The 20570-nt window shown below is 60.9% G+C and carries 23 protein-coding genes and 1 pseudogene; 12 read left to right on the top strand and 12 right to left on the bottom strand.

Annotated features, from left to right (window positions below):
- The first annotated feature begins 1 nt into the window (after position 1).
- Entirely contained in the window at positions 2-829 is an 828-nt protein-coding gene (locus tag LB519_RS19730; RefSeq protein ID WP_013531573.1) for an MBL fold metallo-hydrolase, read from the top strand.
- A 4-nt stretch (positions 830-833) separates the two neighbouring features.
- Here LB519_RS19730 and LB519_RS19725 read toward each other — a convergent pair whose 3' ends face one another.
- Together LB519_RS19725 and LB519_RS19720 are read right to left on the bottom strand one after the other, a co-directional pair.
- Entirely contained in the window at positions 834-1478 is a 645-nt protein-coding gene (locus LB519_RS19725; protein WP_224620913.1) for a GNAT family N-acetyltransferase, read from the bottom strand.
- 418 nt (positions 1479-1896) lie between these two features.
- Positions 1897-2379 (bottom strand): RidA family protein, encoded by a 483-nt coding sequence (locus tag LB519_RS19720; protein WP_027161647.1) that lies wholly within the window; start codon positions 2377-2379, stop codon positions 1897-1899.
- 192 nt (positions 2380-2571) lie between these two features.
- Between LB519_RS19720 and LB519_RS19715 the strand changes: the two genes are divergently transcribed.
- The 3 genes from LB519_RS19715 (at position 2572) to LB519_RS19705 (ending at position 4736) form a co-directional block, all read left to right on the top strand.
- Positions 2572-3267 (top strand): TetR/AcrR family transcriptional regulator C-terminal domain-containing protein, encoded by a 696-nt coding sequence (locus tag LB519_RS19715; protein ID WP_013531570.1) that lies wholly within the window; start codon positions 2572-2574, stop codon positions 3265-3267.
- A gap of 307 nt (positions 3268-3574) precedes the next feature.
- Positions 3575-4546 (top strand): SDR family oxidoreductase, encoded by a 972-nt coding sequence (locus LB519_RS19710; protein ID WP_024505521.1) that lies wholly within the window; start codon positions 3575-3577, stop codon positions 4544-4546.
- 40 nt (positions 4547-4586) lie between these two features.
- On the top strand, positions 4587-4736 hold the full coding sequence (locus LB519_RS19705; RefSeq protein WP_013531568.1) for a hypothetical protein: 150 nt from the start codon (positions 4587-4589) through the stop codon (positions 4734-4736).
- 59 nt (positions 4737-4795) lie between these two features.
- Here the strand turns inward: LB519_RS19705 and LB519_RS19700 are convergent.
- Positions 4796-5312: pseudogene (locus LB519_RS19700) on the bottom strand (ferritin-like domain-containing protein).
- A 234-nt stretch (positions 5313-5546) separates the two neighbouring features.
- On the opposite strand from LB519_RS19700, the gene LB519_RS19695 reads away from it, so the two are divergent.
- On the top strand, positions 5547-7256 hold the full coding sequence (locus tag LB519_RS19695; RefSeq protein ID WP_063168016.1) for an HAD family hydrolase: 1710 nt from the start codon (positions 5547-5549) through the stop codon (positions 7254-7256).
- Between the two features lie 46 nt (positions 7257-7302).
- On the opposite strand, the gene LB519_RS19690 is transcribed toward LB519_RS19695, so the two are convergent.
- The 4 genes from LB519_RS19690 to LB519_RS19675 are packed head-to-tail and all read right to left on the bottom strand — an operon-like array spanning position 7303 to position 11712.
- The gene (locus LB519_RS19690) at positions 7303-7764 is read right to left on the bottom strand and encodes a RidA family protein (RefSeq protein ID WP_027161650.1); all 462 of its coding nucleotides are present in this window, start codon (positions 7762-7764) and stop codon (positions 7303-7305) included.
- Between the two features lie 23 nt (positions 7765-7787).
- A complete protein-coding gene (locus tag LB519_RS19685) occupies positions 7788-10067 on the bottom strand; it encodes a xanthine dehydrogenase family protein molybdopterin-binding subunit (RefSeq protein WP_063168018.1) in 2280 nt (759 codons plus the stop codon).
- A gap of 3 nt (positions 10068-10070) precedes the next feature.
- Positions 10071-11093, bottom strand: coding sequence for an FAD binding domain-containing protein (locus tag LB519_RS19680; protein WP_063172164.1), 1023 nt, complete (start codon positions 11091-11093; stop codon positions 10071-10073).
- Position 11094: 1 nt separating this feature from the next.
- Entirely contained in the window at positions 11095-11712 is a 618-nt protein-coding gene (locus tag LB519_RS19675; protein ID WP_063172165.1) for a (2Fe-2S)-binding protein, read from the bottom strand.
- Between the two features lie 182 nt (positions 11713-11894).
- Between LB519_RS19675 and LB519_RS19670 the strand changes: the two genes are divergently transcribed.
- The 5 genes from LB519_RS19670 (at position 11895) to LB519_RS19650 (ending at position 15854) form a co-directional block, all read left to right on the top strand.
- On the top strand, positions 11895-12065 hold the full coding sequence (locus tag LB519_RS19670; RefSeq protein ID WP_082826673.1) for a hypothetical protein: 171 nt from the start codon (positions 11895-11897) through the stop codon (positions 12063-12065).
- A gap of 99 nt (positions 12066-12164) precedes the next feature.
- The gene (locus LB519_RS19665) at positions 12165-13340 is read left to right on the top strand and encodes an HlyD family secretion protein (protein WP_224620912.1); all 1176 of its coding nucleotides are present in this window, start codon (positions 12165-12167) and stop codon (positions 13338-13340) included.
- Complete coding sequence (locus LB519_RS19660) at positions 13337-14932, top strand: DHA2 family efflux MFS transporter permease subunit (RefSeq protein WP_411909258.1); 1596 nt, start codon at positions 13337-13339, stop codon at positions 14930-14932. Before LB519_RS19665 ends, LB519_RS19660 begins: the two co-directional genes overlap by 4 nt.
- Positions 14933-15049: 117 nt before the next feature.
- Entirely contained in the window at positions 15050-15367 is a 318-nt protein-coding gene (locus LB519_RS19655) for a hypothetical protein (RefSeq protein ID WP_013531559.1), read from the top strand.
- 43 nt (positions 15368-15410) lie between these two features.
- The gene (locus tag LB519_RS19650) at positions 15411-15854 is read left to right on the top strand and encodes a PPC domain-containing DNA-binding protein (protein ID WP_024505528.1); all 444 of its coding nucleotides are present in this window, start codon (positions 15411-15413) and stop codon (positions 15852-15854) included.
- A 23-nt stretch (positions 15855-15877) separates the two neighbouring features.
- On the opposite strand, the gene LB519_RS19645 is transcribed toward LB519_RS19650, so the two are convergent.
- Both LB519_RS19645 and LB519_RS19640 read right to left on the bottom strand, forming a co-directional pair.
- On the bottom strand, positions 15878-17152 hold the full coding sequence (locus LB519_RS19645; protein WP_224620911.1) for a DUF763 domain-containing protein: 1275 nt from the start codon (positions 17150-17152) through the stop codon (positions 15878-15880).
- Positions 17153-17252: 100 nt separating this feature from the next.
- Positions 17253-17861, bottom strand: coding sequence for a cysteine hydrolase family protein (locus tag LB519_RS19640; RefSeq protein ID WP_013531556.1), 609 nt, complete (start codon positions 17859-17861; stop codon positions 17253-17255).
- Positions 17862-18062: 201 nt separating this feature from the next.
- On the opposite strand from LB519_RS19640, the gene LB519_RS19635 reads away from it, so the two are divergent.
- A complete protein-coding gene (locus LB519_RS19635; RefSeq protein ID WP_027161657.1) occupies positions 18063-18458 on the top strand; it encodes a GFA family protein in 396 nt (131 codons plus the stop codon).
- Positions 18459-18482: 24 nt separating this feature from the next.
- Complete coding sequence (locus LB519_RS19630; protein WP_024505532.1) at positions 18483-18902, top strand: HD domain-containing protein; 420 nt, start codon at positions 18483-18485, stop codon at positions 18900-18902.
- Between the two features lie 43 nt (positions 18903-18945).
- Here the strand turns inward: LB519_RS19630 and LB519_RS19625 are convergent, their stop codons facing one another.
- From LB519_RS19625 to LB519_RS19615, 3 genes are all read right to left on the bottom strand, one after another.
- Positions 18946-19356, bottom strand: coding sequence for a DUF427 domain-containing protein (locus LB519_RS19625; RefSeq protein ID WP_013531554.1), 411 nt, complete (start codon positions 19354-19356; stop codon positions 18946-18948).
- A 123-nt stretch (positions 19357-19479) separates the two neighbouring features.
- Positions 19480-20376, bottom strand: a complete 897-nt coding sequence (locus LB519_RS19620) for an alpha/beta fold hydrolase (RefSeq protein WP_224620910.1) — start codon at positions 20374-20376, stop codon at positions 19480-19482.
- A complete protein-coding gene (locus LB519_RS19615; RefSeq protein WP_013531552.1) occupies positions 20373-20549 on the bottom strand; it encodes a hypothetical protein in 177 nt (58 codons plus the stop codon). Before LB519_RS19615 ends, LB519_RS19620 begins: the two co-directional genes overlap by 4 nt.
- Between the last annotated feature and the right edge of the window lie 21 nt (positions 20550-20570).

The raw sequence follows: 20570 nt of genomic DNA, 5'->3' as shown, positions 1-20570 counted from the left end.
GATGACTGACCGGCTGCGCCTCACCATTCTCGGCTGCGGCTCGTCCCCAGGTACGCCGCGCATCACCGGCGATTGGGGCAATTGCGACCCCGACAACCCCAGGAACCGGCGCACCCGTGCCGCCGCGCTCGTCGAGCGGATTGCGGCGAACGGCAGCCGAACGACTGTCGTCATCGACACGGGGCCGGATTTTCGGCAGCAGATGCTGCTGGCCGGCGTCAAACGTGTCGATGCGGTCGTCTATACCCACCCGCATGCCGACCATATCCATGGCATCGACGATCTGCGCGGTTTCGTCCTCGATCAGCGCCAGCTCATCGACGTCCATGCCGACAGGGCGACGATGCTTCGGCTGCGGGAAGCGTTCGGATACTGTTTCGAGACGCCGCAAGGCAGTTCCTATCCGCCGATCGTCAGGCCGCATCTCATCGACCACACCAGGCCGGTGGTCGTCGAAGGAGAGGGGGGTACCCTCACCCTCGAGCCGCTGCCGCAGATCCACGGCGACATCGTATCGCTCGGTTTCCGCATTGGCGGTCTCGCCTATTGCCCCGACATCAGCGACTTTCCGGAACCCACCGCCGAACGGCTGGGCGACCTCGACGTGCTGATCATCGACGCGCTGCAGTACCGGACGCATCCAAGTCATCTGTCACTTGGCGAAGCGCTTGAATGGATCCAGCGGCTGGCGCCGATACATGCGGTGCTGACACATATGCACGTGCCGCTCGACTACGTCTCGGTGATGGCCGAGACACCAGCCAATGTCGAACCCGCCTATGACGGCATGGTTATAGAAATCCCTTATGAATCAGCACGATGCGAATAGAGCTTCATGAGGGCTTTCGGCTCCTTGGTGCAAATATCAGCAGCGTTCCGATCCGCTCGTAGCCCATCCGGGGATAAAGCAGCGCCCCGGCATGGGTTGCTGCCAGCACCGAGTACCTTGACCCGCGCGCGCGATCGTCGTGCAACATTTTCGATATCAAAGCCTGACCAATGCCGCGACGCCGGTGCGACGGCTCGACATACATGCTCGAACACCAGGTGGCTCCCACGGCATCCAGGCTGCGAACGCGCCCAACGATGTCGGCGCCGTCGATTGCCACATACTGGCGGAACGGCGCGGTGTCGCCGAGCAAATCGTCTGGGATCGGCTGCCTGCGGATGATCTTTCCCAACTGTGCCGCCCGTTCGGCCGTCTGCACGCGTTCGACCGAAGCAACCGATGGCGGGTTCGGAATCCGGTGCAATCGGTGGACGAAAAAGCCTTCGGTCCGCAGCAGCCGGTAGCCGAGAGCTTTGTAGGCGGTTCGTGTCGGCCCGTCCGGATCGTCGTTCGCGATCACAACGGAAATGGCAAAGCCCGGCCGCGCATGCTGCCGCACGACGGCATCGGTCTCTTGAGCGGCGACGTCATGGACGACCCATTCTTCGCCGCGGTAATCGCGAGGATTCTTGCGTTCGGCATCGCGCATCAGCCACAATGGTCCAACGCGGCTGGCCTCGTAAGGAAAGGTGCGGCTCCTATCAGCGCTGAAGCCATGCACGAACACTTCGATTGCCGCTTCGATCTCGCTGTTTGCCATCTTCATTTCAACAGCCTAGCGTTGGCGATCCGCTCAAGGCAATACGCCACAATCGGCTCAAGCCTATGAGAATCAGCGGCAATTTACAGTTCTTGGCCCATGCGTTAGTTCCATAATCTATCTTATGCGACTTTTGGATACGGCGAGCGGCATGGATGCGGCGGTCCCCGACTTCACTTTCCAGTTCCCTTGGAGGCTTCAGCCTGGAAACACGTGAGGCTTGGAAACATCCGCTCGATATTGTGAGCGCGCAGCCGTCGGCAGCGCGCTCGACTCTTTGTTCGAACGATCGGGTCAATCGGAGCGACTATTCCAGAATAACGGTGGCCTCCACCTCGAAAAGCATGGGATCGATTGCAAGCTTGGGAACGGGAACCAGAGTCTGCGCCGGCAGCGCCTCGCCGAACATGTCCTTGACGTTCCTGGTCAACACCTCGAGCTTGGACATGTCGTGGTCGACCACGAAGACCGTGAGCTTCGCCACCTGATCCGGCTTGGCGCCGATGCCCTCAAGCGCAGCATGCAAATTTGCGTAGGCCTGCTTCACCTGGACGGCGAAATCCGGTGACAAGGTTCCTGTGCTGTCTTGGCCGCCCTGCCCGGAGATGTAGGCGATCCGAGCTCCGAGCGGTGCGATTACGGCGGTGCTGTAGCCATTCGGCGACGGGTCGTAGAGTGCCTGTGGATTGACAATAGTCAGCTTGAACTCGTTCGCCGGCGACGCAGTGGGGACTGCAATGGTCATGATGATTAGCCCTCCGATAAGCAGATGCTTGATTGCGCGTGACATGGTTTTTCGCTTGGCTCCGCAGCCTGCGAGCAACCTACCCTGGCGCCTGCAGATTGAACTTTAACCTAATCGCTACGTGAATCGTGCGATGTACGAGTCATCGTATGGTACGTCGTACGAGTCAATCGCTCAAGATCGACATTTGTCGCGTTGCCGGTCAAAATCGATGTTCTGAAAAAGCGAGGACGACGGATGGTAGCCAAACGCAGCGGCGCCCGGAGCAAAGGGGATCAACGGATAAGCGTGTCGCTCCAGCCCGTGCAGCAAGCGAGCACCGAGCCGCCGCTGTCTCGAGAGCGTATCGTGGCGACCGCGGTGGAACTGCTGGACGCCCAGGGCATAGACGGATTGACAATGCGTCGGCTGGCCGATCGCCTCGGCTCGGGTGTGATGAGTCTATATTGGCACGTCGACAACAAGGAGGATGTCTTTGATCTAGCAGTCGATTCGGTGCTCGAACATCGCGGATCGCCTGAAACAGGTGAGTCTCCGGACTGGCGCGGAGACGTCGTTCATATGCTCGAAGACTGGCGCGCCAGAATGTTGCGCCATCCTTGGTCGGCATCGCTGTTGCCGCGCCGGGCGCTCGGTCGGAACATTCTCGGTCGCCTGGAAATGCTGAGCAAGACCTTGTCCAGAGCCGGTGTTGCGGACGCGGATCTGAACGCCGCGATATGGTCGCTCTGGAACTATGTGATGGGCGCCACCCTCACCCGGGCAAGCTTCGATCTCTCGGAAGAAGACAGGGCAGCCGCACAGCAGCGTCTTACACATCTCAGCGAACACTACCCGACAATCGAACGCTCTCGTCTGCTGTTGGACAACGATTGGGATGGCGCCTTCCGAAGAGGCCTCGACTTCCTGCTCGACGGCCTCTCGCCAAGATAGAATTCCGGCGCTCCGCCCGGAGCAGACCGGATGGCGCTGCTTTGCGCACGCGACGCAAGAGCTTCCCAGTCCACATCATCACGTTTGGCTCGCCGCCAAGGCGGCGCAGGCAGCGGGCAAGCCCCAGATGCTCGATCCCATCGCGGCGGTGGCTGGTGCGGCTGCATTGCAGCTGAATTGTTGCAGTTGGCGATGTCGTCGCCACGCATTGCCAACCGCTGGTCGGAATCCTCTCTGCAGTCGATCTTTTGCGCAAAACCTTTTTGGCCGACATGCGTTGTTTTCTCTCCAAGCCAAGGAGACGATCATGCAGATGAAGTCGGAAATAGCCGGTGAAGCGGCCAAGCAGCGCCATATCCAACGTGGCATCGATGCCAAGGACAAATCGAAAGGCGATGGGAAGCTTCAAGGCGCCATGCAGGCTGGCGCCCGCGAATATCCCGAGCCCCCCTTCCCTGAGCAACATCAGCCCAAACCGGGACATGAATGGGCCATAGAGCCGGCGCCGCTGTACGATGCGCCTTACTATCTCGGATCGAAAAAACTCAACCAAAAGGTAGCGCTCATCACGGGCGGCGATTCGGGCATCGGCCGCTCGGTGGCGGTGTTGTTCGCCCGCGAGGGCGCCGACGTCGCGATCGTCTATCTGGCCGAGGACAAGGACGCTGAAGAGACCAAATCCGCGGTGGAAAAGGAGGGACGACGCTGCCTCCTGGTCAAGGCCGATGTCAGCGAACGCAGCCACTGCCACAAGGCGGTCATGGAGACCGTTGAAAAATTCGGCCGCATCGACGTGCTGGTCAACAATGCTGCGTTCCAGATCCATTCCAGCGACTTCGGCGAGCTCACCGAAGAACATTTCGACACGACGTTGAAGACCAATCTTTACGGCTATTTTCATATGGCGCAGGAAGCGGTGCCGCACATGAAACCCGGTTCGGCGATCATCAACACCGGTTCGGTAACCGGTATCGACGGTTCAAAACAGCTGGTCGACTATTCGATGACCAAGGGCGGCATTCATGCTTTCACGCGGGCCCTGTCGGGCAATCTCATCGGCAAGGGCATAAGGGTGAATGCGGTAGCACCGGGTCCGGTGTGGACGCCGCTCAATCCGTCGGACAAGGAAGCTGACGACGTCTCGAAATTCGGCGCCGACACGCCAATGAAACGACCAGCGCAACCGGAAGAGCTCGCGCCGGCCTATGTGTTCCTCGCTTCGCCGCATTGCTCGAGCTACATCACCGGCGAAATCTTGCCCGTCGTCGGAGGGTACTGAGGATGGCCGAAACGAAGTCCGCAACGAAGGAGTAGGATGGATGGGCCGTCTGCTTTTCATGGTGGCGTTCGCTTGTGTAGCGTATCGCATCTACACGGAAACCGCAGGGTCTGCTCGGCATGTGCCGCAGGATGACGGTGAGGCGCTGCGCAAGCAATCAGCGGCACTGGGCGTCGACCCGTCTCGCTGACGGGATGGAACCTACCGGCAATCCGGCCGGCCGAGTTACCAGCCGGCCGGATTGCAGCCTTATTCGGCTGCCTGCAGGTTGATCTTGCTTTCCGCCATTTCGGTGAGCTTGCGATCTGTCGCCTGTTCTTCCTTGAGATTCTTGGCCAGCACATTGGCGCAGTCGGTGCGGCCAAGCTGCTTGGCCCAGGCGATGAGCGTGCCGTAGCGCGTCATCTCGTAGTGTTTCGTAGTGTTCGACGGCCTGCGCCGAAGCAATCAGCGCCGCGTCGAGAACCTCCTTGTCATCGACGTCACCGCTCACATCGTCGGCCTCCTCGAGAATGCCGTCGATTGCCGGACAGTTGACCTCCTTGGCCTTGACGCCATGCAACTCAAACACCTGTTCGACGCGCTCGACATGGCCTCTCGTCTGATCGAGGTGCTTTTCAAATCCGGCTTTCAATTGCGGGTCGGTTGCCTTGTCGATCATCTTCGGCAGCGCTTTCTCGATCTGCTTTTCGGCGTAATAGATGTCGCGCAGCGTGTGCACGAAGAGATCGTCGAGTGTCTTTATGTCCTTCGAAAAGAAGCCCATGGCCTTACCTTTCATTGCGCTTGGTGTGGATTTCGGCGACGGGGTTTGCGCCGCCAACAAAGACCGGGACGGTTCCCGGCTTCTCTGGTCAACGTGCCGGCACCGAAGGAGTTCCTGATTTCCGAGGGCGGACCGTTCCCCCTTCTCCAAGACCTCGATCCGGTCGGCGGGGAGCCTTTGTCTCGATCACACGTTCTAGCCGCAGAGCAATCGGAACCGAGAAGGGTTGGCGGAATGTATTTCATTGCATTGGCGACTGACTATGACGGCACGCTGGCTCATGATGGGGTCGTCGCCAAGAAAACGCTCACTGCGCTTGAGCGGTTCAAGAAAAGCGGCCGCAAGCTGGTTCTCGTCACCGGGCGTGAACTGCCCGATCTCAAGGGCGTCTTTCCCGAGCTTAGCCTCTTCGACAAGGTCGTCGCTGAGAATGGCGCGATGATCTACACGCCGGCCAGCGAGGAAGAGCGGGTGATCGCCCCGCCGCCCGAGCCCAAATTCGTCGCCAGGTTGAAGAGGCAGGGCGTCAAGCCGCTTTCGGTCGGACGATCGATCGTCGCGACCTGGGAACCGCATCAAGCGACCGTGCTTGAGGTCATCAAGAAGATGGGTCTCGAACTGGAAATCATCTTCAACAAGGGCGCGGTGATGATCCTGCCGAGCGGCATCAACAAAGCCACCGGGCTCGCCGCGGCCCTTCAGGACCTTCGACTTTCGCCGCACAACGTCGTCGGCGTCGGCGACGCCGAGAACGATCATGCGTTCCTGCAAGCCTGTGGCTGCAGCGTCGCCGTCGACAATGCAATTCCGGCGGTCAAGGATACAGCCAACCTGATCATGCCTGGCGCCCGAGGCAAAGGCGTGGAGCAACTGATCGCAAAGCTGATAAAGCGTGATCACGCGATAGTGCCGAAGCGCCATGACGGCATCGTTCTTGGATCATCTGGCGGCGATGATACCTACCTGTCGCCGAGCGACACGATCCTCATTGCCGGGAGTTCCGGTATCGGTAAATCCACCTTGGCCACCGCGCTGACCGAACGCTTCGTCGAAAGCGGCTTTCAGTTTTGTGTCTTCGATCCCGAAGGCGACTATGATGGCCTCGAAGGCGCCGTTCGCCTGGGAGACGGCTCAAGCGCGCCGACAAAGGCGCAAGTGCTCGATCTGATCGCCAAGGCCGACAGCAACATAGTCGTCAATGGACTGGCCCTGCGGGTCGACGAGAGGCCGGATTTCTTTGCCGACCTGCTGCCTGGCCTCAGCAGTTTCCGCCGGCGCACCGCGAGACCGCACTGGCTCGTGATCGATGAAGCGCATCATCTTCTGCCCAAGCGGCGCGACGATACGCGGGCGGTTCTGTCATTGGAATTGCCTGGCACAATCCTGATCACCGTTCACCCCGAGGCGATCTCGACAGACGCCTTGCGCCTGGTGACAGCCATCATTGCGCTTGGCCCCAAGGCAAAGGACGTCGTGAAGGTCTTCTGCCGTGAAACCGGCATTGAGCCGCCGAAGGTCATCCCCAGCCCGAAAGGTGCGCGCGTGCTGTTCTGGCGGCCGCAGGCAGGCAAAAAAGTCAAGACGGTCAAAGTGGTCGAACCACGTCAGTCACTCAAGCGGCACAGCCGGAAATATGCCGAAGGCCAGCTCGACGAAGCCGGCAGCTTCTATTTCCATGGCCCTGAGAATGCGATGAATCTCAGGGCTCACAATCTGATGATCTTCGCTCAGATCGCCGAGGGCATAGATGACAAGACCTGGGAGTTTCATTTGCGCACCGGCGACTATTCCAAATGGTTTCGACATCAGATCAGGGACAAGGACCTGGCGCGCGAAACCGCCGAGGCGGAAGAGGACAAGACCCTGTCGGCGGAGGAGAGCCGCAAGCGGGTGCTTGATGCCGTGCGCCGCCGTTACACGGCTCCCGCCACAGCCCCGGAGTGACACGCGAGAGCCAAGGCAATCAAGCCAGCGCTGCATGCGAAATTCTTCAGTCAGGCAACGCCGCCACCGCGACAATTTCAACGACGATGTCGGCTTGCGCAAGCGCTGCAACTCCGATCACCTCCGAAGGCGGCGGGTTGTTATAGCTGCAGTGCTTCGGGCAATGCTCGGCAAAGAACTCGTCCAGTACGTCGAGACGAAAATTGGGTGAACTCAGAACGCCGCCATCGGGAAATGGCCCCTTGATGAAGAAGGTCAGCCGGATGAGATAGTCGAGCGCGCTGCCGAGTTCTTCCAGATCTGATTTGATGTTCGCCAGAATTGCACGCCACTGTGCCGCCGCATCGCCAGTGAATCCCCCTCCTCTCTTTCCGGTCGGATCATAATTTTCGGCGGTTGCCGTATTTCCGCAAAGGTAGACAAATCCCCTTGCTCCGGAGACGACCGTGCCTTTTCCCCACGGCATCAACTTTCCGTTTTTGAATTTCTTATGGGTTACGAGTTCCATGCTTCGTCCAGAACTCTTGATCGTCAGCCTATCAAATCGTCTATTCTGATCGGCAGATCGCGAATGCGCTTGCCGGTGGCATGATAGACGGCACTCGCCACGGCAGCAGCCGTTCCGACATTGCCGAGTTCGCCCAAACCCTTGACGCCGGCAGGGTTGACCTGATGGTCGATTTCGGGGACCAGGATAACGTCGACCTGTTTGATGTCGGCGTTGACCGGTACGAGATAGTCCTGCAGGTCGCGGTTGACGTAGCGCGCGTGTCGCTGATCGATTTCCGTCGCCTCGTGCAACGCCTGGCCGATACCCCAGATCATGCCACCCATCAGCTGGCTGCGCGCGGTGCGCGTGTTCATGATGCGCCCGGCGGCGAAGGCCCCGACGATGCGCGGGGCCCGGATTTCGCGTGTATAGCTGTTGATGCGCACTTCGACGAACTCGGCGCCAAAGGCATATTTGACCGAATCTTCGTCGTTCTCTCCACCATGAAATTCCGACTGTCCGGCATAGAGTTTGCTGAGGGCTTCAGGCGAAGAACCCTTCGGCGCAAACTCGGCATATTCCTCGATGGCGCCGACTTGCATAGCCTTGAAGACATCAGCCAGCTTTGCGGATTTGCCGGTCTCGGTGACGACCTCTTCGTCCTTCAAGTCCAGCTTCGCATTGCCCGAACCGGCCAGCGGAGCCCCCCTGCCCGCAGCGGCGGCGAACAGCTTTTCGCGTATCGCGTCGCAGGCTTTCATGACCGCCGAGCAGACACTGGCGGTCGAGATCGATCCGCCCGACACGGGAGCCGGCGGCAAGGCACTGTCGCCCATCTCGACGCTGATCTTGTCCATGCCGATGCCCAGTCTTTCGGCCGCCATCTGGCCGGCAATGGTGCGAACGCCGGTGCCGATTTCATGCGAGCCGCACTGGATCCGAACCTCGCCGTCGGCGGTGAGACGAACCCGGGCCGCGCAGGGCGCGGCGGCAGTCGGATAGATCGCCGTCGCACAGCCCATCCCGACCAGCCAGTCGCCGTCGCGCATCGAGCCGACCTTGGGATCGCGCTTCGACCAGCCAAAGGCCTCCGACGCCTGGTCGTAGCACTTGATGAGTGAGCGGCTGGAAAATGGCTTGCCTCCGATGGGCTCCTTCTCCGGTTCATTGATGCGACGAAACTCGACAGGATCCATGCCGAGGGCCACGGCCATTTCGTCCATGGCGTTTTCCAGCGCGTAGACATAAGGCGTCTCCGGCGGCGATCGCATGTAGCCAGGCGTGTTGCGGTCGGCATGAACCAGCGAAACATGCGTCAGAACGGCGCCGTAATTGTACATGCGCGCGGTGGCGGACGTGCCGCCGACGACATAAGGGTCGGGGCGTGACGTCACCTCCCAGGCCTCATGTCCGAACGCCGTGATGCGGCCGTCCTTGCCGGCGCCCATGCGGATCCGATGCCGCGTTTCGGCGCGATAGGTCTGCGTACCGAAGGCTTGCATGCGATTGACGACGCAACGAACCGGGCGGCCAATGCGTCGCGCCGCGACGGCAACGATAGCGGTGCGTGCCGTCATCGGCCCCTTGGAGCCGAAGGCGCCGCCGATATAGGGACTGACGATCCGCACATTGGCCGGATCGAGCTTCAGCTGGCGTGCCAGTTCCACCTTCCAGCCGGTAACGTTCTGGCTGGGCTCGTGTATGGTCAACTGGTCGCCTTGCCATATTGCGGTGGTCGAAAACAGTTCGATCGGATTGTGATGCTGGGTCGGTGTCGAATATTTTTCGTCGATCTTTACCGTCGCATCCGCCCAGGCGGCATCGAAATCACCGGCCTTCGCATCCTCCTTGAACATAGGGTTTTTGCCGGCAGCCGGCTCCATCTTCACGCCCTTGGAATCAAAGCTGGCGGCGGGCCGTTCGTCCTCATAGTCGGCGCGGATCAACATTGCGGCTTCCTCCGCCGCCTCGAAGGTCTCGGCAACCACCAGAGCGATGATCTGACCGTCGTGAAAAACCGTCTTGTCGTGCAAAGGCCCGATCGAACTTGCGCCGGTGTTGCCGAATTTCGGCGTGTCGGTCTTGTCCATATCGTCATAGGTGACGATGTCCAGCACACCGGGTACGGCCCGGGCGTCTTTCGTGTGAAGTCCCGAAACCTTGCCCCGGGCAATGCTGCTGGTGGCAAGGGCACCGTAGGCGACGTTGGCCGTGACGATGTCGGCGGGATAGCCGGCCTGTCCGGTAACTTTTAGCCGGGCGTCAATGCGGACAACCGGATCGCCCTGGTTTTCCCTGGGGGCGGGTGCAGCTTGGTTCATGGCTCAGCCCTTCATATCCCGGGTTTCGAGCAGCGCCCGCACCAGCGTGCGCTTGCCGAGCGGTATCTTGAATGCGTTATGCTCGCGCGGTCTGGCATCGGCGAAGGCAGCCTCGGCAGCCTCTTGCGCCGCGGCTTCGTCAAGCACTTTGCCCTGTAGCGCGTCCTCTGCTTCGCGCGCCCGCCACGGCACCGTCGCCACACCACCAAGCGCAATGCGCGCACTCCTTACCGTCTCGCCATCCATGTCGAGCGCAACAGCCGCGGACGCCAACGCAAACGCGTAGGATTCGCGATCACGAATCTTCAGATAGCGCGACCGGCTGCTCCACCGTTCGAGCCGCACTTCGATGGCGGTTATGAGCTCGTCGGCGGCGAGATCCGTCTCGATGTCGGGCGTGTCGCCCGGCCGTTTGTGCAGCTTGGCAAATGCAAGCGTGCGCCTTCCCCGCGGACCTTCGATCTCGACGGTGGCATCGAGCGCAACCAGCGCCTGCGCGAAATCGCCGTGATACGTGGCGATGCAGGCATCGCTCGTACCCAGCACGGCGTGTTGGCGATTGGACCCTTCCATCGCAGCGCAACCGGAGCCGGGTTCGCGCTTGTTGCACGGCCAGGAAATCTCTCGAAAATACTCGCAGCGCGTACGTTGCAGCACATTGCCGCCCAGGCTCGCCATGTTGCGAAGCTGACCGCTGGCGGCGAATTTCAGGCTGTCGGCAAGGGCGGGGCAACGCCGCCGGACGTCATCGTTGTCGGCTGCTTCACCCATGCGGACCAGTGCACCAAACCGGATCGTGTCATCGTTTATCCTGATCTGCCGCAAGGCTGGCTCGGCAAGAGTGTTGAGGTCAAGCAGTCGGTCCGGCCGCGCGACACCGAGCTTCATGTAGTCGGCCAGATTGGTGCCGCCGGCGATGAATTGCGTGTCGGCGCCGGTTGGCGGAACGCGCACGGCATCGACACGGGATGCCATGGCGATTGCAGCGGAGACGCTGGTTGGTCTTTCATAAACGAAGGGGCGCATCCTAAGCCCTCCTGATCTCGTCGCGCGCCTGGACGATCGCCGCAACGATGTTGGGATACGCCGCACAGCGACATAGATTGCCGCTCATATATTCGCGAATGTCATCTTCCGATCCAGCATGGCCTTCGTTGATGCAACCGATTGCGGACATGATCTGACCCGGTGTGCAATAGCCGCATTGAAAGGCATCGTGGTCGACGAAGGCCTGCTGGACCGGATGCAGTTCCCCGTCCGTCGAGGCCAGGCCTTCCACCGTTGTGATCTCCCGCCCCTGGTTCATGACGGCAAAGCTCAAGCAGGACAGTACCCGCTTTCCATCGATCAGAACCGTGCAGGCGCCGCACTGACCGTGATCGCAACCTTTCTTGGTGCCGGTCAGGCCGACGTGGTCGCGCAGAGCGTCAAGCAGGCTGGTTCGATTGTCGAGCGCGAGATTGTAGGTCTGTTTGTTGATACGCATTGAAACCGCCGACAAGTCGCGCGGTTCGGCTGGCTTTGCGGACGCTGGCTGGGCAGCTCTCGTCGGGGAATTCACAAGCGGCATCGCCGCCGCCGCCGAAACAGAGGCCGTCATGAACATGCGTCTGCTCAGGCCACTGGACATCTTGGCATCGGACATGGCTGGCTCCGGGCTGGCTGGGTCTCAAGCGGCCCAAACCAGTCGCGGAGGACAAAGTTCCCTCCTCACGAGCCTGTGATCCTTTTTTCTGTGGGCGGGATCGATGTAACCGGAACCTCACCTGTCGAGCGATGGTTGTGTGCCAAGAGCCGGTGTGTGCCAAGGGCCGGAAGGAGGCGATCATGAGCGATGGTCGGCATGACAAGGACGGTGACAATGGACCTGTGTTCTCTGCGGAGCAGGCGAGACAGGGCGAGATCATCCTGCGAACGCGCACGCGTCGGGTTATGTTCATAGCCGGCTTGGTCGGTATCGTGATCCTGGCCATCGTGGTCAGGTTGGCAATCGGCTGAACCAATTCCGCCAGGCGCGAAACCGTGCCCGGTCGCCAGGAACCTTTTACGACCAGTTGTCGTTGACTGGCCACGGTCAAAACTCCTGGGAGTTCTCCCGTGGACGCGAAAACCCAAACCGAAGAACCTGAAACCGGCGACACGCACGCTGCGTCACGCAGGGCCACCTCAGACGCGTCGCCAAAACACCGGAAAGACGTCGGTCAGGAGCACAAGCAGGACAAGCAGGCCGGAGAACCAAAGCCCAGCCTGCTGAGCTTCCCTCGGCGGCACCCTTACATATCGATCGCCATCCTGCTCGCAGTGCTGTTGATTGCCGTAGGGCTGGTCTTGTGGTGGCTGGACGCGCGTCAGTATGAATCGACCGACGATGCTTTCATCGACGCCCGCACGGTGACGATCGGTGCCGAGATATCGGGTCGTATCACCGATGTCGCGGTCACCGACAACCAGTCTGTGAAAGCCGGCGACGTGCTCTTGCGCATCGACGACAGCGACTATCAGGCAAGCCTGGCGGAAGCCGACGCCGGTGTGGCCTCGGCGCAGGCCGAGATCGTCGATGTCGGTGCACAGATCGAAGCACAAAACGCCAAGATCGATGCGGCACAGAAGCAGGTGGCGCAGGCCCAGGCCGCGCTCGAGTTTGCCAAAGCGGAGGACAAGCGCAACCGTGAGCTGCTGGCCAAGGGAACCTCCACCCAACAGCAGGCGGAACAGGCCGCTTCTACCCTGCGCCAGGACCAGGCCGCCCTCGACAGCGCCGGAGCAAACGTCGCTGCCGCGAAAAGCCAGGTCACTGTTCTGCAGGCACAGACCAAGAGCGCGGAAGCAAAGCTCAATCAAGCCAAGGCCAGCCAGGAGCAGGCCCGCACCATGCTGTCGCGCACCATCATAACCGCGCCTGTCACCGGTCGCGCCACCAGTATCACGGCCGCCAAGGGCACCTACGCCCAGCCTGGTCAGGTGCTGATGATGTTCGTTCCCGACGAGGTCTGGGTGAAGGCTAATTTCAAGGAGACCCAGCTTGATCTGATGCGGCCGGGACAGCCCGTCGACATCGATATCGACGCCTATCCCGAAAAGAACTTCCACGGCCGCGTCGACAGCATCCAGGCGGGCAGTGGCACCGCCTTCAGCCTGCTGCCGGCCGAGAATGCCACCGGCAACTTCGTCAAGGTGGTGCAGCGCGTGCCCGTGAAGATCGTCTTCGACCGACCGCCGGGCGTGCAGCTGGGTCCAGGCCTGTCGGTGGTGCCGACAGTCAAGGTGAGATGAGCGCCGTCGAAATGGCTGGTGAACGGAGCGAAAGCCGGTCCGCCGCCGGCGGGCGCAATCCGTGGCTGATCGCAGTCGTCGTCTCGATCGCCACCTTCATGCTGGTGCTCGACACCTCGATCGCCAACGTGGCGCTGCGCAACATCGCCGGCAGCCTCGCGGCCGGGATGGACGAAAGCACCTGGGTGATCACCACCTATCTGGTCGCGAATTCCGTGATCATCCCAGTTAGCGGCTGGTTGGCCAGCGTCATCGGCCGCAAGCGTTACTACATGCTTTGCGTGGCGATCTTCACCATAGCGTCGCTGCTGTGCGGCCTGGCGCCCAATCTGGAAATGCTCATCGTCTTCAGGATCCTGCAAGGCCTCGGGGGCGGCGGCATGGCACCCAGCGAACAATCCATTCTCGCCGACACCTTTCCACCCGAAAAACGCTCCCAGGCATTTGCTCTTTACGGCATTGCCGTCATCGTCGCACCGACAGTCGGGCCGACCATCGGCGGTTGGCTGACCGACCATTTCTCCTGGCACTGGATATTCTTCATCAATGTCCCGTTCGGCATCATGTCGCTTGCCTTGGTGCAGTGGCTGGTGGTCGAGCCTGATGTGCTCGAGCGCGAACGGCAGGAACGGTTGAAGGGCGGCCTCAGAATAGACTGGGTCGGTTTCATCCTGGTCGCCACGGCACTTGGCTGCCTGGAGATCTTTCTCGATGAGGGCCAGCGCAACGACTGGTTCGCATCAGGTTTCATCGTGACCTTCGCGGCGATTTCGGCGGTCTCATTCCTGCTGCTGATCCCGTGGGAGTTCAGTCACCGCGATCCGATCGTCGACGTCCGACTGCTGTTCAGCCGTCAGTTCGGCACATCGTTCCTGGTGATGATGGCAGTGGGCGCCGTGCTGTTCAGCACCACCCAGTTGATGCCGCAACTGCAGCAGACCGCCTTCAACTATACGGCGACCCTGTCGGGCCTGTCGATGATGCCAGGTGGCATCGCAATGTTGATGCTTATGCCGATTTCCGGATTTGCCGGCGCCATCGTCCAGCCCAAATACCTGATCATGGCAGGCATGTCCGTCGTCGCTGTCGCGCTCTGGCATATGACATCGCTCACCCCGGACGTCAGTTTCGGCTTCTTTGCCTTCGCGCGCATCTTCCTGATGATCGGTTTACCGTTCCTGTTCATCCCCATCTCGACGGCGGCTTACGTCGGTCTTGCTCCGCAGCAGACGAACCAGGCGTCGGCACTCATCAACGTTGCCCGCAACATCGGCGGAAGCATCGGCGTGTCGCTGTCCAACACAGTGATAGCCCAGAACGCGCAAATCCATCAGGCAAACCTCGTCGGCCACACGGCACAGTCGTCACCGGCCTACCAGCAGGTTCTGCGTCAGGCGACCGAGCACTTCGTGGCTCAAGGCTCGCCGATGATCGACGCAAAACAGCAGGCGGTCGGCTGGATAGGACAGTTGATAGCGCGGCAGGCCTCATTGCTCGCCTATATCGATGTCTTTCGGTATTGCGCGGTAGCGACCGCACTGCTCGTTCCCCTCGCCTTGCTGCTGCGCTCTCCCCGGCCCGAAAAGCGTTAGCTCGCGCCGCGGCGGTGTATGGCGCTGCCCTGCCATGCGGCTTCGGCTTCGCGAACTTCCGTTGGAACCAGCGCGTCGAGTCGACGTTCAGCCCTTGTTCAACAGGAGGAGCTGGCCATGCCACGAGGCGACAAATCGAAGTACACTGACAAGCAGGAGCGTAAAGCCGACCACATTGCCGAAGGTTATGAGAAGCGCGGGGTTTCCGACAAGGAGGCAGAGCGGCGCGCATGGGCAACCGTCAACAAGGACGATGGCGGTGGCAAGAAGGAAGGCGGTTCCGGCCGCGGCAAACACACGGGCCATCCGGCGGCGCACAAAGGCGGCAAAAGCGGTGGCAAGGCATCGGCATCACGGTCTGCCGCAAGCCGATCGGAATCGGCAAAGAAAGCTGCAGCGACCCGCAAGCGCAATGCGGAACACCGCGCCCATTGATCTGAGGCCGCGCTCAATGGGGCCGAACGATGGAAGGACAGGGATGAAATCGCAGCTCGTCAATGAGATCGGCGGACAAAGGACATTTGTCCTGGTGCTCGACCCGCGCGAAGAAGCGTTCGCGGCACTGACGGCCTTCGCGGTCGACCAGAAGATCGGCAGCGCGTCCCTGACCGCCATAGGGGCTTTCGAAAAAGCCACCGTGGGCTGGTTTGATCCGGACGCGAAGACCTACCGCAAAATCCCTATCGACGAACAGTGCGAGGTTCTGAGCGCGATCGGCGATGTCGCACTGGGCGATGACGATAAGCCCAGCCTGCACGTCCATGCGGTGCTGGGATTGAGCGATGGCACCACCCGGGGTGGACATCTGCTTGATGGCATCGTTCGGCCAACGCTCGAAATCACCCTGGTGGAAGCGCCCGGCCATCTGCGCCGCAGCAAGCGCCCGGATCTCGGTGTCGCGCTCATCGATCTGGACGATTGATCTCCAGCCGCTCTGGCTCGTTCTCAGGCCTTCTTGCTCCGCTCAGCAGGTGCTGTGTCCGGGGCCGTTTCCCACCCGAACACGCTGCGCCCGCCAAGCAGATGCGACTGGTCGAATTCTCCCGCGACAATTTCCTTCAGGCTGGGGCCGGTTGCGTATCGTTCGACTTGCCGCGACTGATCGTCGAGCCGCCTCAAGGCACCGATTTCCTCATCGCGACCGAGCTTTGCCTTTTGCACGGCCGACTTCAGAACCCCGATCGTCTCATCATAGACCTTCAGCGGCACTGGAAATGGATGCCTGTCCTTGCCGCCATGCGCCAGCGAGAAGCGGCCGGGATCGGAAAAGCGGCAAGGCGCGCCATGCACCACCTCGGCAACGAGGGCCAGCGCGCGCACCGTGCGCGCGCCGACGCCGGGGACCAGAAGGAGCTCGGCGAAATCGGTGGGACCGCGGTCCGCGGCGGCGGCGATATTGCCGTGAAGACGATGCATGACGACATCGCTTTCGCGAACGTCATGATGGGCCGGCATGACCAAATGCGGCAGCAGCGGGTGCTCCGGTTCCTGCCGGCGCCTCGGCTCCGCGCAACGCTCCAATGCCGCAAGCTCGCCCAGGATGCGATCGGGTCCGAGCTCCTGCAAAAGGTTCAGTTGCCCTTGGCGCGACGCGTCGGCGCGCCTGTCGGTCAGGTTGACGATCTCGCCTTGATTGATGCCCTCGATGGCGGCATGCGGCTGGTCGACAAAACTCTTGAGCCCCTCGGAGAGCCAATGGTAGCGGCGCGCCACCTTGCTGTCACCGTTCATGCCTTGCTGCACCACGACCCAGCGACCGTCATCGGTGACGATGAAACCATGCAGGTAAAGATCGAAACCGTCCTGGACTGCGGCGCTGTCGACCTTGGCGACAAGACGGCTGACGGTGGCCAGGCCCGCTCCGTCAAAGCCGACGCGTTGGCCGATGGCTTCGAGTTCATGCGGGGTTTTTCGCGAATGCGCGCCGCGACCACCGCAGACATGAATGCCGAGCTCGCCGGAAAGCGGCGTGAGGCCACGCTTCAAAGCGCCCACGACGCTGGTCGTGATCCCCGACGAATGCCAATCCATGCCCATGACAGCACCAAAGGACTGGAACCAGAACGGATGCGCCAGCCGTCGCAGCAGTTCGTCTCGACCATAGTGATGAATGATCGCTTCGCACATCACGGCGCCAAGACGCGTCATGCGGTCGCCGAGCCATTTTGGCACGCGCCCGCCATGGAGTGGAAGATCAGCACTTCCCGATCGTTGCGTCACGTCTGCTATCCGTTCTGGTGTCCGTTGTTCTCTTAACAGATAGGCAGCCAAACCGCGCAAGGAAGCATGGACACTTTCCGCCGAGCCGAGTTGGCGAACGTCAAGTCCAGTTCGAGAGAACCGTTTCCATCTCAACCGTCTCGACCTGCTGCGCGAAACGTTGGTGGTAAACGGTCAGCAGTGCGTCGTGGGTTGCATCGGAAGAACTGCATAGCGCGTCCGTGACGAGAACCACGCGATAGCCGAAATCGATGGCTCCGAGCACCGTGGCCAGAACGCAAACATCCGTTTCGCCACCGGTGATGACGAGCGTATCGATGCCGCGCTCCACCAGGAAGGCTCTGAGGCGCCCTTCGAACCAGGGCGAGTAGATGTGCTTGTCGATGATCGCCGCTGGCGGGCAGTAGCCGGCTAAAGACGGCAACAGTTCGGTCATTTCAGGCCCGATCGTCTCGATCGTCTGTGAAGCCCAGCGCTCATAATAGCGCTTCCATGTGCCGACGCCCTGCCCCGGCTTCTTGGCTGGCAGGAAGCGTGTAAAGACCGTCTGCGGCGCGCGTCTTTCGACCAGCGTCTCGATCTGCGGGAGAACCCGGGTGATCCAGGGTGTTGCCCATTGAGACGGCTCGGCAAACAGCCGCTGCATATCCACGCAGACATGCATGCATCGATCGCCCAGGGGACCGTATGCCAGCCCCGGCATCGACATCAGTGCGTCTCCGACCGGCCAAGCATTCCCTGACTCCTCATTTTGCCAGCAAAGACACGCAACGCCGCGCGCAAGCACTGGTTCCTGAGATAGCCAACAGGAACCGACGCAAATGACCGGCGTTTTCGCTGTGATGAATGGAGGTGCTCGCATGAGACCGCGCGAGAGGCGTTGGAGCCGCAAGTCAACCGGGGCGCCAAAATGGAACTGAGCGGAGGATGTCTCTGCGGCACGATCCGCTTCCGCGTTGGAAGCGAACCGAGAGTGCATTACTGCCATTGTGATATGTGCCGGCGAGCGACCGGCAGTGCGTTCGCGGTTCTGGCCTGGGTACCTTCCCAAAGCGTGACCTGGACCGATGCGACGCCGACCTATCGCAGGTCTTCGCCGATTGCCTGCAGGGGGTTTTGCTCCGCCTGCGGATCGCCGCTCAGCCTCGCCTATGACGCATCGCCGGGAGAGATCGCGCTTCATGTCGGAACGTTCGACGATCCGGCTCGCCTGGAGCCGCGCTACAATTATGGATCGAGGCAGCGACTTGGCTGGGTTTGCTGCGGAATGGACCTGCCGCACCACGACACCGAGGAGCGATGGTGAAACCATGTCTGAAGGGGAAGCCTGATGAGCATGTTTTACCGGGCGGCCAAGATTGCCGAAGAGGTCCACCAGGCACAGCGCGACAAGACCGGGCGACCTTATATCGAGCACTGTCGCCGTGTCGTTGACGCGGTCGAAACCAAGGATCAGAAGGTCGTCGCCTATCTCCATGACGTCCTGGAAAAGGGCGAAGGCTGGGACCGGACCAGGTTGGAAGAGGCCGGTTTTGGCCCGACGATCACGTCGGCCGTCGACGCCATGTCGCGCAGGGACGGCGAGGATTACTTCGCGTTCGTGCGACGAGCGGCATCGAATCCATTGGCGCTGCCGGTGAAGCGCGCGGATCTGGCGGACAATATCTGGCAGGCACGACAGGCTGGGGCATCAACCGTCAGATACGAGGAGGCACTACGCATCCTTGATGAAGAGTTTCCACGCGGTTAGCAGCTGCCTTGAATTTCAGCTCGCGCCGATGAGAACGGGCAATCTACTCCGTGACGTGGGGCGTATGCCTTCTGTCCTCCGCGGGCTCGACATCGATGCGCGCCTTTTCCGGATCGAATGCACCATGACGTGCAATGGCCCGCGCCGCGGTTTCAGGCGTCTCGTACGCCCACATGAAATCGTCAGCCGAGCTGCCCACGGCATGGACGCGCCAGTAGCTCGCGGTACCTTTCAAAGGGGAGCGGCTGGTGGTGTTCGTTTTTTCGAAAAGGTCAAAATAGATGTCTTCGAAAGGGATATAGAACACGGGCTCATGTCCTTCTTCCTGAAGCACTTTCGCCCGTTCCGTGGCAGCGACTATGGCGTCGGAAAATCGTACCGTCACCGTGCCCGCAAACGGTTCTATGGCCAACTGGCCAGCATGGTGTCTTGAGATTGCGCCTGAAGCTTGCATCCAAATTCTCCCTGGCTGCCGATTGATTGCGAGACCGCATTTCGGTTCGTCATGCATGGAGACGAAATGCGCGGCGATGCGTCAGGTTCCGGTCTTTACTATGGGGTCGATGGGGCCCCTCCTTCAGCGCGTGCCATGGCTATCGAGAAACGCAGCCAACATTCGCGAAACCTGATCAGAAGCCTCACGCGTCGGGAAGTGTCCGATGCCATCCAGCACCACCCGCCTGAAGAACGCGGTGAAATGCTCTTCGAGCCCCTCTGAAGACTGGGCAAACACAACGCGGTCGTCACCACCGTGAAGCGTCAGGATCGGCACCGTGATGATCTTGACCGTTGCTTGCCGGCGGGCGAGTTCGGCATAACGCGGATCGGGCTCGGCCTCTTCCCACCGGACCCGATAGGAATGCAACGTCACATCCGCCCAGTCAGGATTTTCGAACGAGCTCGCAACGCCATCGAAAATGGCGTCGTCGAACCAGCCTGATGGACCCCAGCTGTCCCACTGATACCTGGCGAATTCCTTGCCGTTCTTTCGTACGAACTCGGCGCCCCGTGCGGTCGCCATGAACCATTGATACCAAAATGCTTTCGCCTGTTCGGGCGTCGGCGTTGCTGGTTTGCCTGGTTGCCAGCCGAGGGACAGCGCAGCGCAGCACTTGATGCGGTCCGGAAAAACCGACGCGAGCAGATAGGATATCCGAGCGCCCCAATCATGTCCGACAACTGCAAAGCGGCTGATGCCAAGCGCATCTGCAAAATCCAGCACATCCTGCGCCATCGCGGCAATCTCGCCCGAGCGCATGGTTTCTTTCGACAGGAACGATGTCGGCCCAAAGCCTCGCAACCAAGGGGAAAACGTACGGAAGCCAGCTTCATGAAGGACCGGCGAAATACGAGCGTATGTCGTCGCGTCGTCGGGCCAGCCATGCAGCAGGACAACCGGGGCGCCGTCCTGCGGTCCACCATCGAGATAGGCGACGCGCAGCAGAGGTGTGTCGCAATGTGAGACGGAGTTCATTTGCTCTGAGGCACCGTAGCTGGCTGGTCGCCGCCAGTCGTGGGGCCTGGTCTGGCGGCCTGATCAACCTGTGGGTTCTTGTTGCTGGTGGCTTTCATCGGCTCGGTGTTGTTGTCGCAGGCGCCGAGCGCAAGGGCAGCGGCCAAGACCAGGAATGAAAAGAACCTCTTCATCGAAACCTCCTCTGGTTGATG

The organism is Mesorhizobium sp. AD1-1, from assembly GCF_020164655.1.
GTDB classification, from domain to species: Bacteria; Pseudomonadota; Alphaproteobacteria; order Rhizobiales; family Rhizobiaceae; genus Mesorhizobium; species Mesorhizobium ciceri.
This window is presented reverse-complemented; position numbering and strand designations above follow the sequence as displayed.

What these genes read in the sequence shown, in the direction of transcription:
- LB519_RS19675 (WP_063172165.1), bottom strand. Translation starts at nt 11,712, where the DNA reads ATGTCCGATGCCAAGATGTCCAGTGGCCTGAGCAGACGCATGTTCATG.
- LB519_RS19690 (WP_027161650.1), bottom strand. Translation starts at nt 7,764, where the DNA reads ATGGAACTCGTAACCCATAAGAAATTCAAAAACGGAAAGTTGATGCCG.
- LB519_RS19730 (WP_013531573.1), top strand. Translation starts at nt 2, where the DNA reads ATGACTGACCGGCTGCGCCTCACCATTCTCGGCTGCGGCTCGTCCCCA.
- LB519_RS19710 (WP_024505521.1), top strand. Translation starts at nt 3,575, where the DNA reads ATGCAGATGAAGTCGGAAATAGCCGGTGAAGCGGCCAAGCAGCGCCAT.
- LB519_RS19720 (WP_027161647.1), bottom strand. Translation starts at nt 2,379, where the DNA reads ATGTCACGCGCAATCAAGCATCTGCTTATCGGAGGGCTAATCATCATG.
- LB519_RS19615 (WP_013531552.1), bottom strand. Translation starts at nt 20,549, where the DNA reads ATGAAGAGGTTCTTTTCATTCCTGGTCTTGGCCGCTGCCCTTGCGCTC.
- LB519_RS19635 (WP_027161657.1), top strand. Translation starts at nt 18,063, where the DNA reads ATGGAACTGAGCGGAGGATGTCTCTGCGGCACGATCCGCTTCCGCGTT.
- LB519_RS19670 (WP_082826673.1), top strand. Translation starts at nt 11,895, where the DNA reads ATGAGCGATGGTCGGCATGACAAGGACGGTGACAATGGACCTGTGTTC.
- LB519_RS19695 (WP_063168016.1), top strand. Translation starts at nt 5,547, where the DNA reads ATGTATTTCATTGCATTGGCGACTGACTATGACGGCACGCTGGCTCAT.
- LB519_RS19705 (WP_013531568.1), top strand. Translation starts at nt 4,587, where the DNA reads ATGGGCCGTCTGCTTTTCATGGTGGCGTTCGCTTGTGTAGCGTATCGC.
- LB519_RS19625 (WP_013531554.1), bottom strand. Translation starts at nt 19,356, where the DNA reads ATGCAAGCTTCAGGCGCAATCTCAAGACACCATGCTGGCCAGTTGGCC.
- LB519_RS19620 (WP_224620910.1), bottom strand. Translation starts at nt 20,376, where the DNA reads ATGAACTCCGTCTCACATTGCGACACACCTCTGCTGCGCGTCGCCTAT.
- LB519_RS19715 (WP_013531570.1), top strand. Translation starts at nt 2,572, where the DNA reads ATGGTAGCCAAACGCAGCGGCGCCCGGAGCAAAGGGGATCAACGGATA.
- LB519_RS19680 (WP_063172164.1), bottom strand. Translation starts at nt 11,093, where the DNA reads ATGCGCCCCTTCGTTTATGAAAGACCAACCAGCGTCTCCGCTGCAATC.
- LB519_RS19725 (WP_224620913.1), bottom strand. Translation starts at nt 1,478, where the DNA reads ATGCGCGATGCCGAACGCAAGAATCCTCGCGATTACCGCGGCGAAGAA.
- LB519_RS19650 (WP_024505528.1), top strand. Translation starts at nt 15,411, where the DNA reads ATGAAATCGCAGCTCGTCAATGAGATCGGCGGACAAAGGACATTTGTC.
- LB519_RS19630 (WP_024505532.1), top strand. Translation starts at nt 18,483, where the DNA reads ATGAGCATGTTTTACCGGGCGGCCAAGATTGCCGAAGAGGTCCACCAG.
- LB519_RS19655 (WP_013531559.1), top strand. Translation starts at nt 15,050, where the DNA reads ATGCCACGAGGCGACAAATCGAAGTACACTGACAAGCAGGAGCGTAAA.
- LB519_RS19640 (WP_013531556.1), bottom strand. Translation starts at nt 17,861, where the DNA reads ATGTCGATGCCGGGGCTGGCATACGGTCCCCTGGGCGATCGATGCATG.
- LB519_RS19685 (WP_063168018.1), bottom strand. Translation starts at nt 10,067, where the DNA reads ATGAACCAAGCTGCACCCGCCCCCAGGGAAAACCAGGGCGATCCGGTT.
- LB519_RS19660 (WP_411909258.1), top strand. Translation starts at nt 13,337, where the DNA reads ATGAGCGCCGTCGAAATGGCTGGTGAACGGAGCGAAAGCCGGTCCGCC.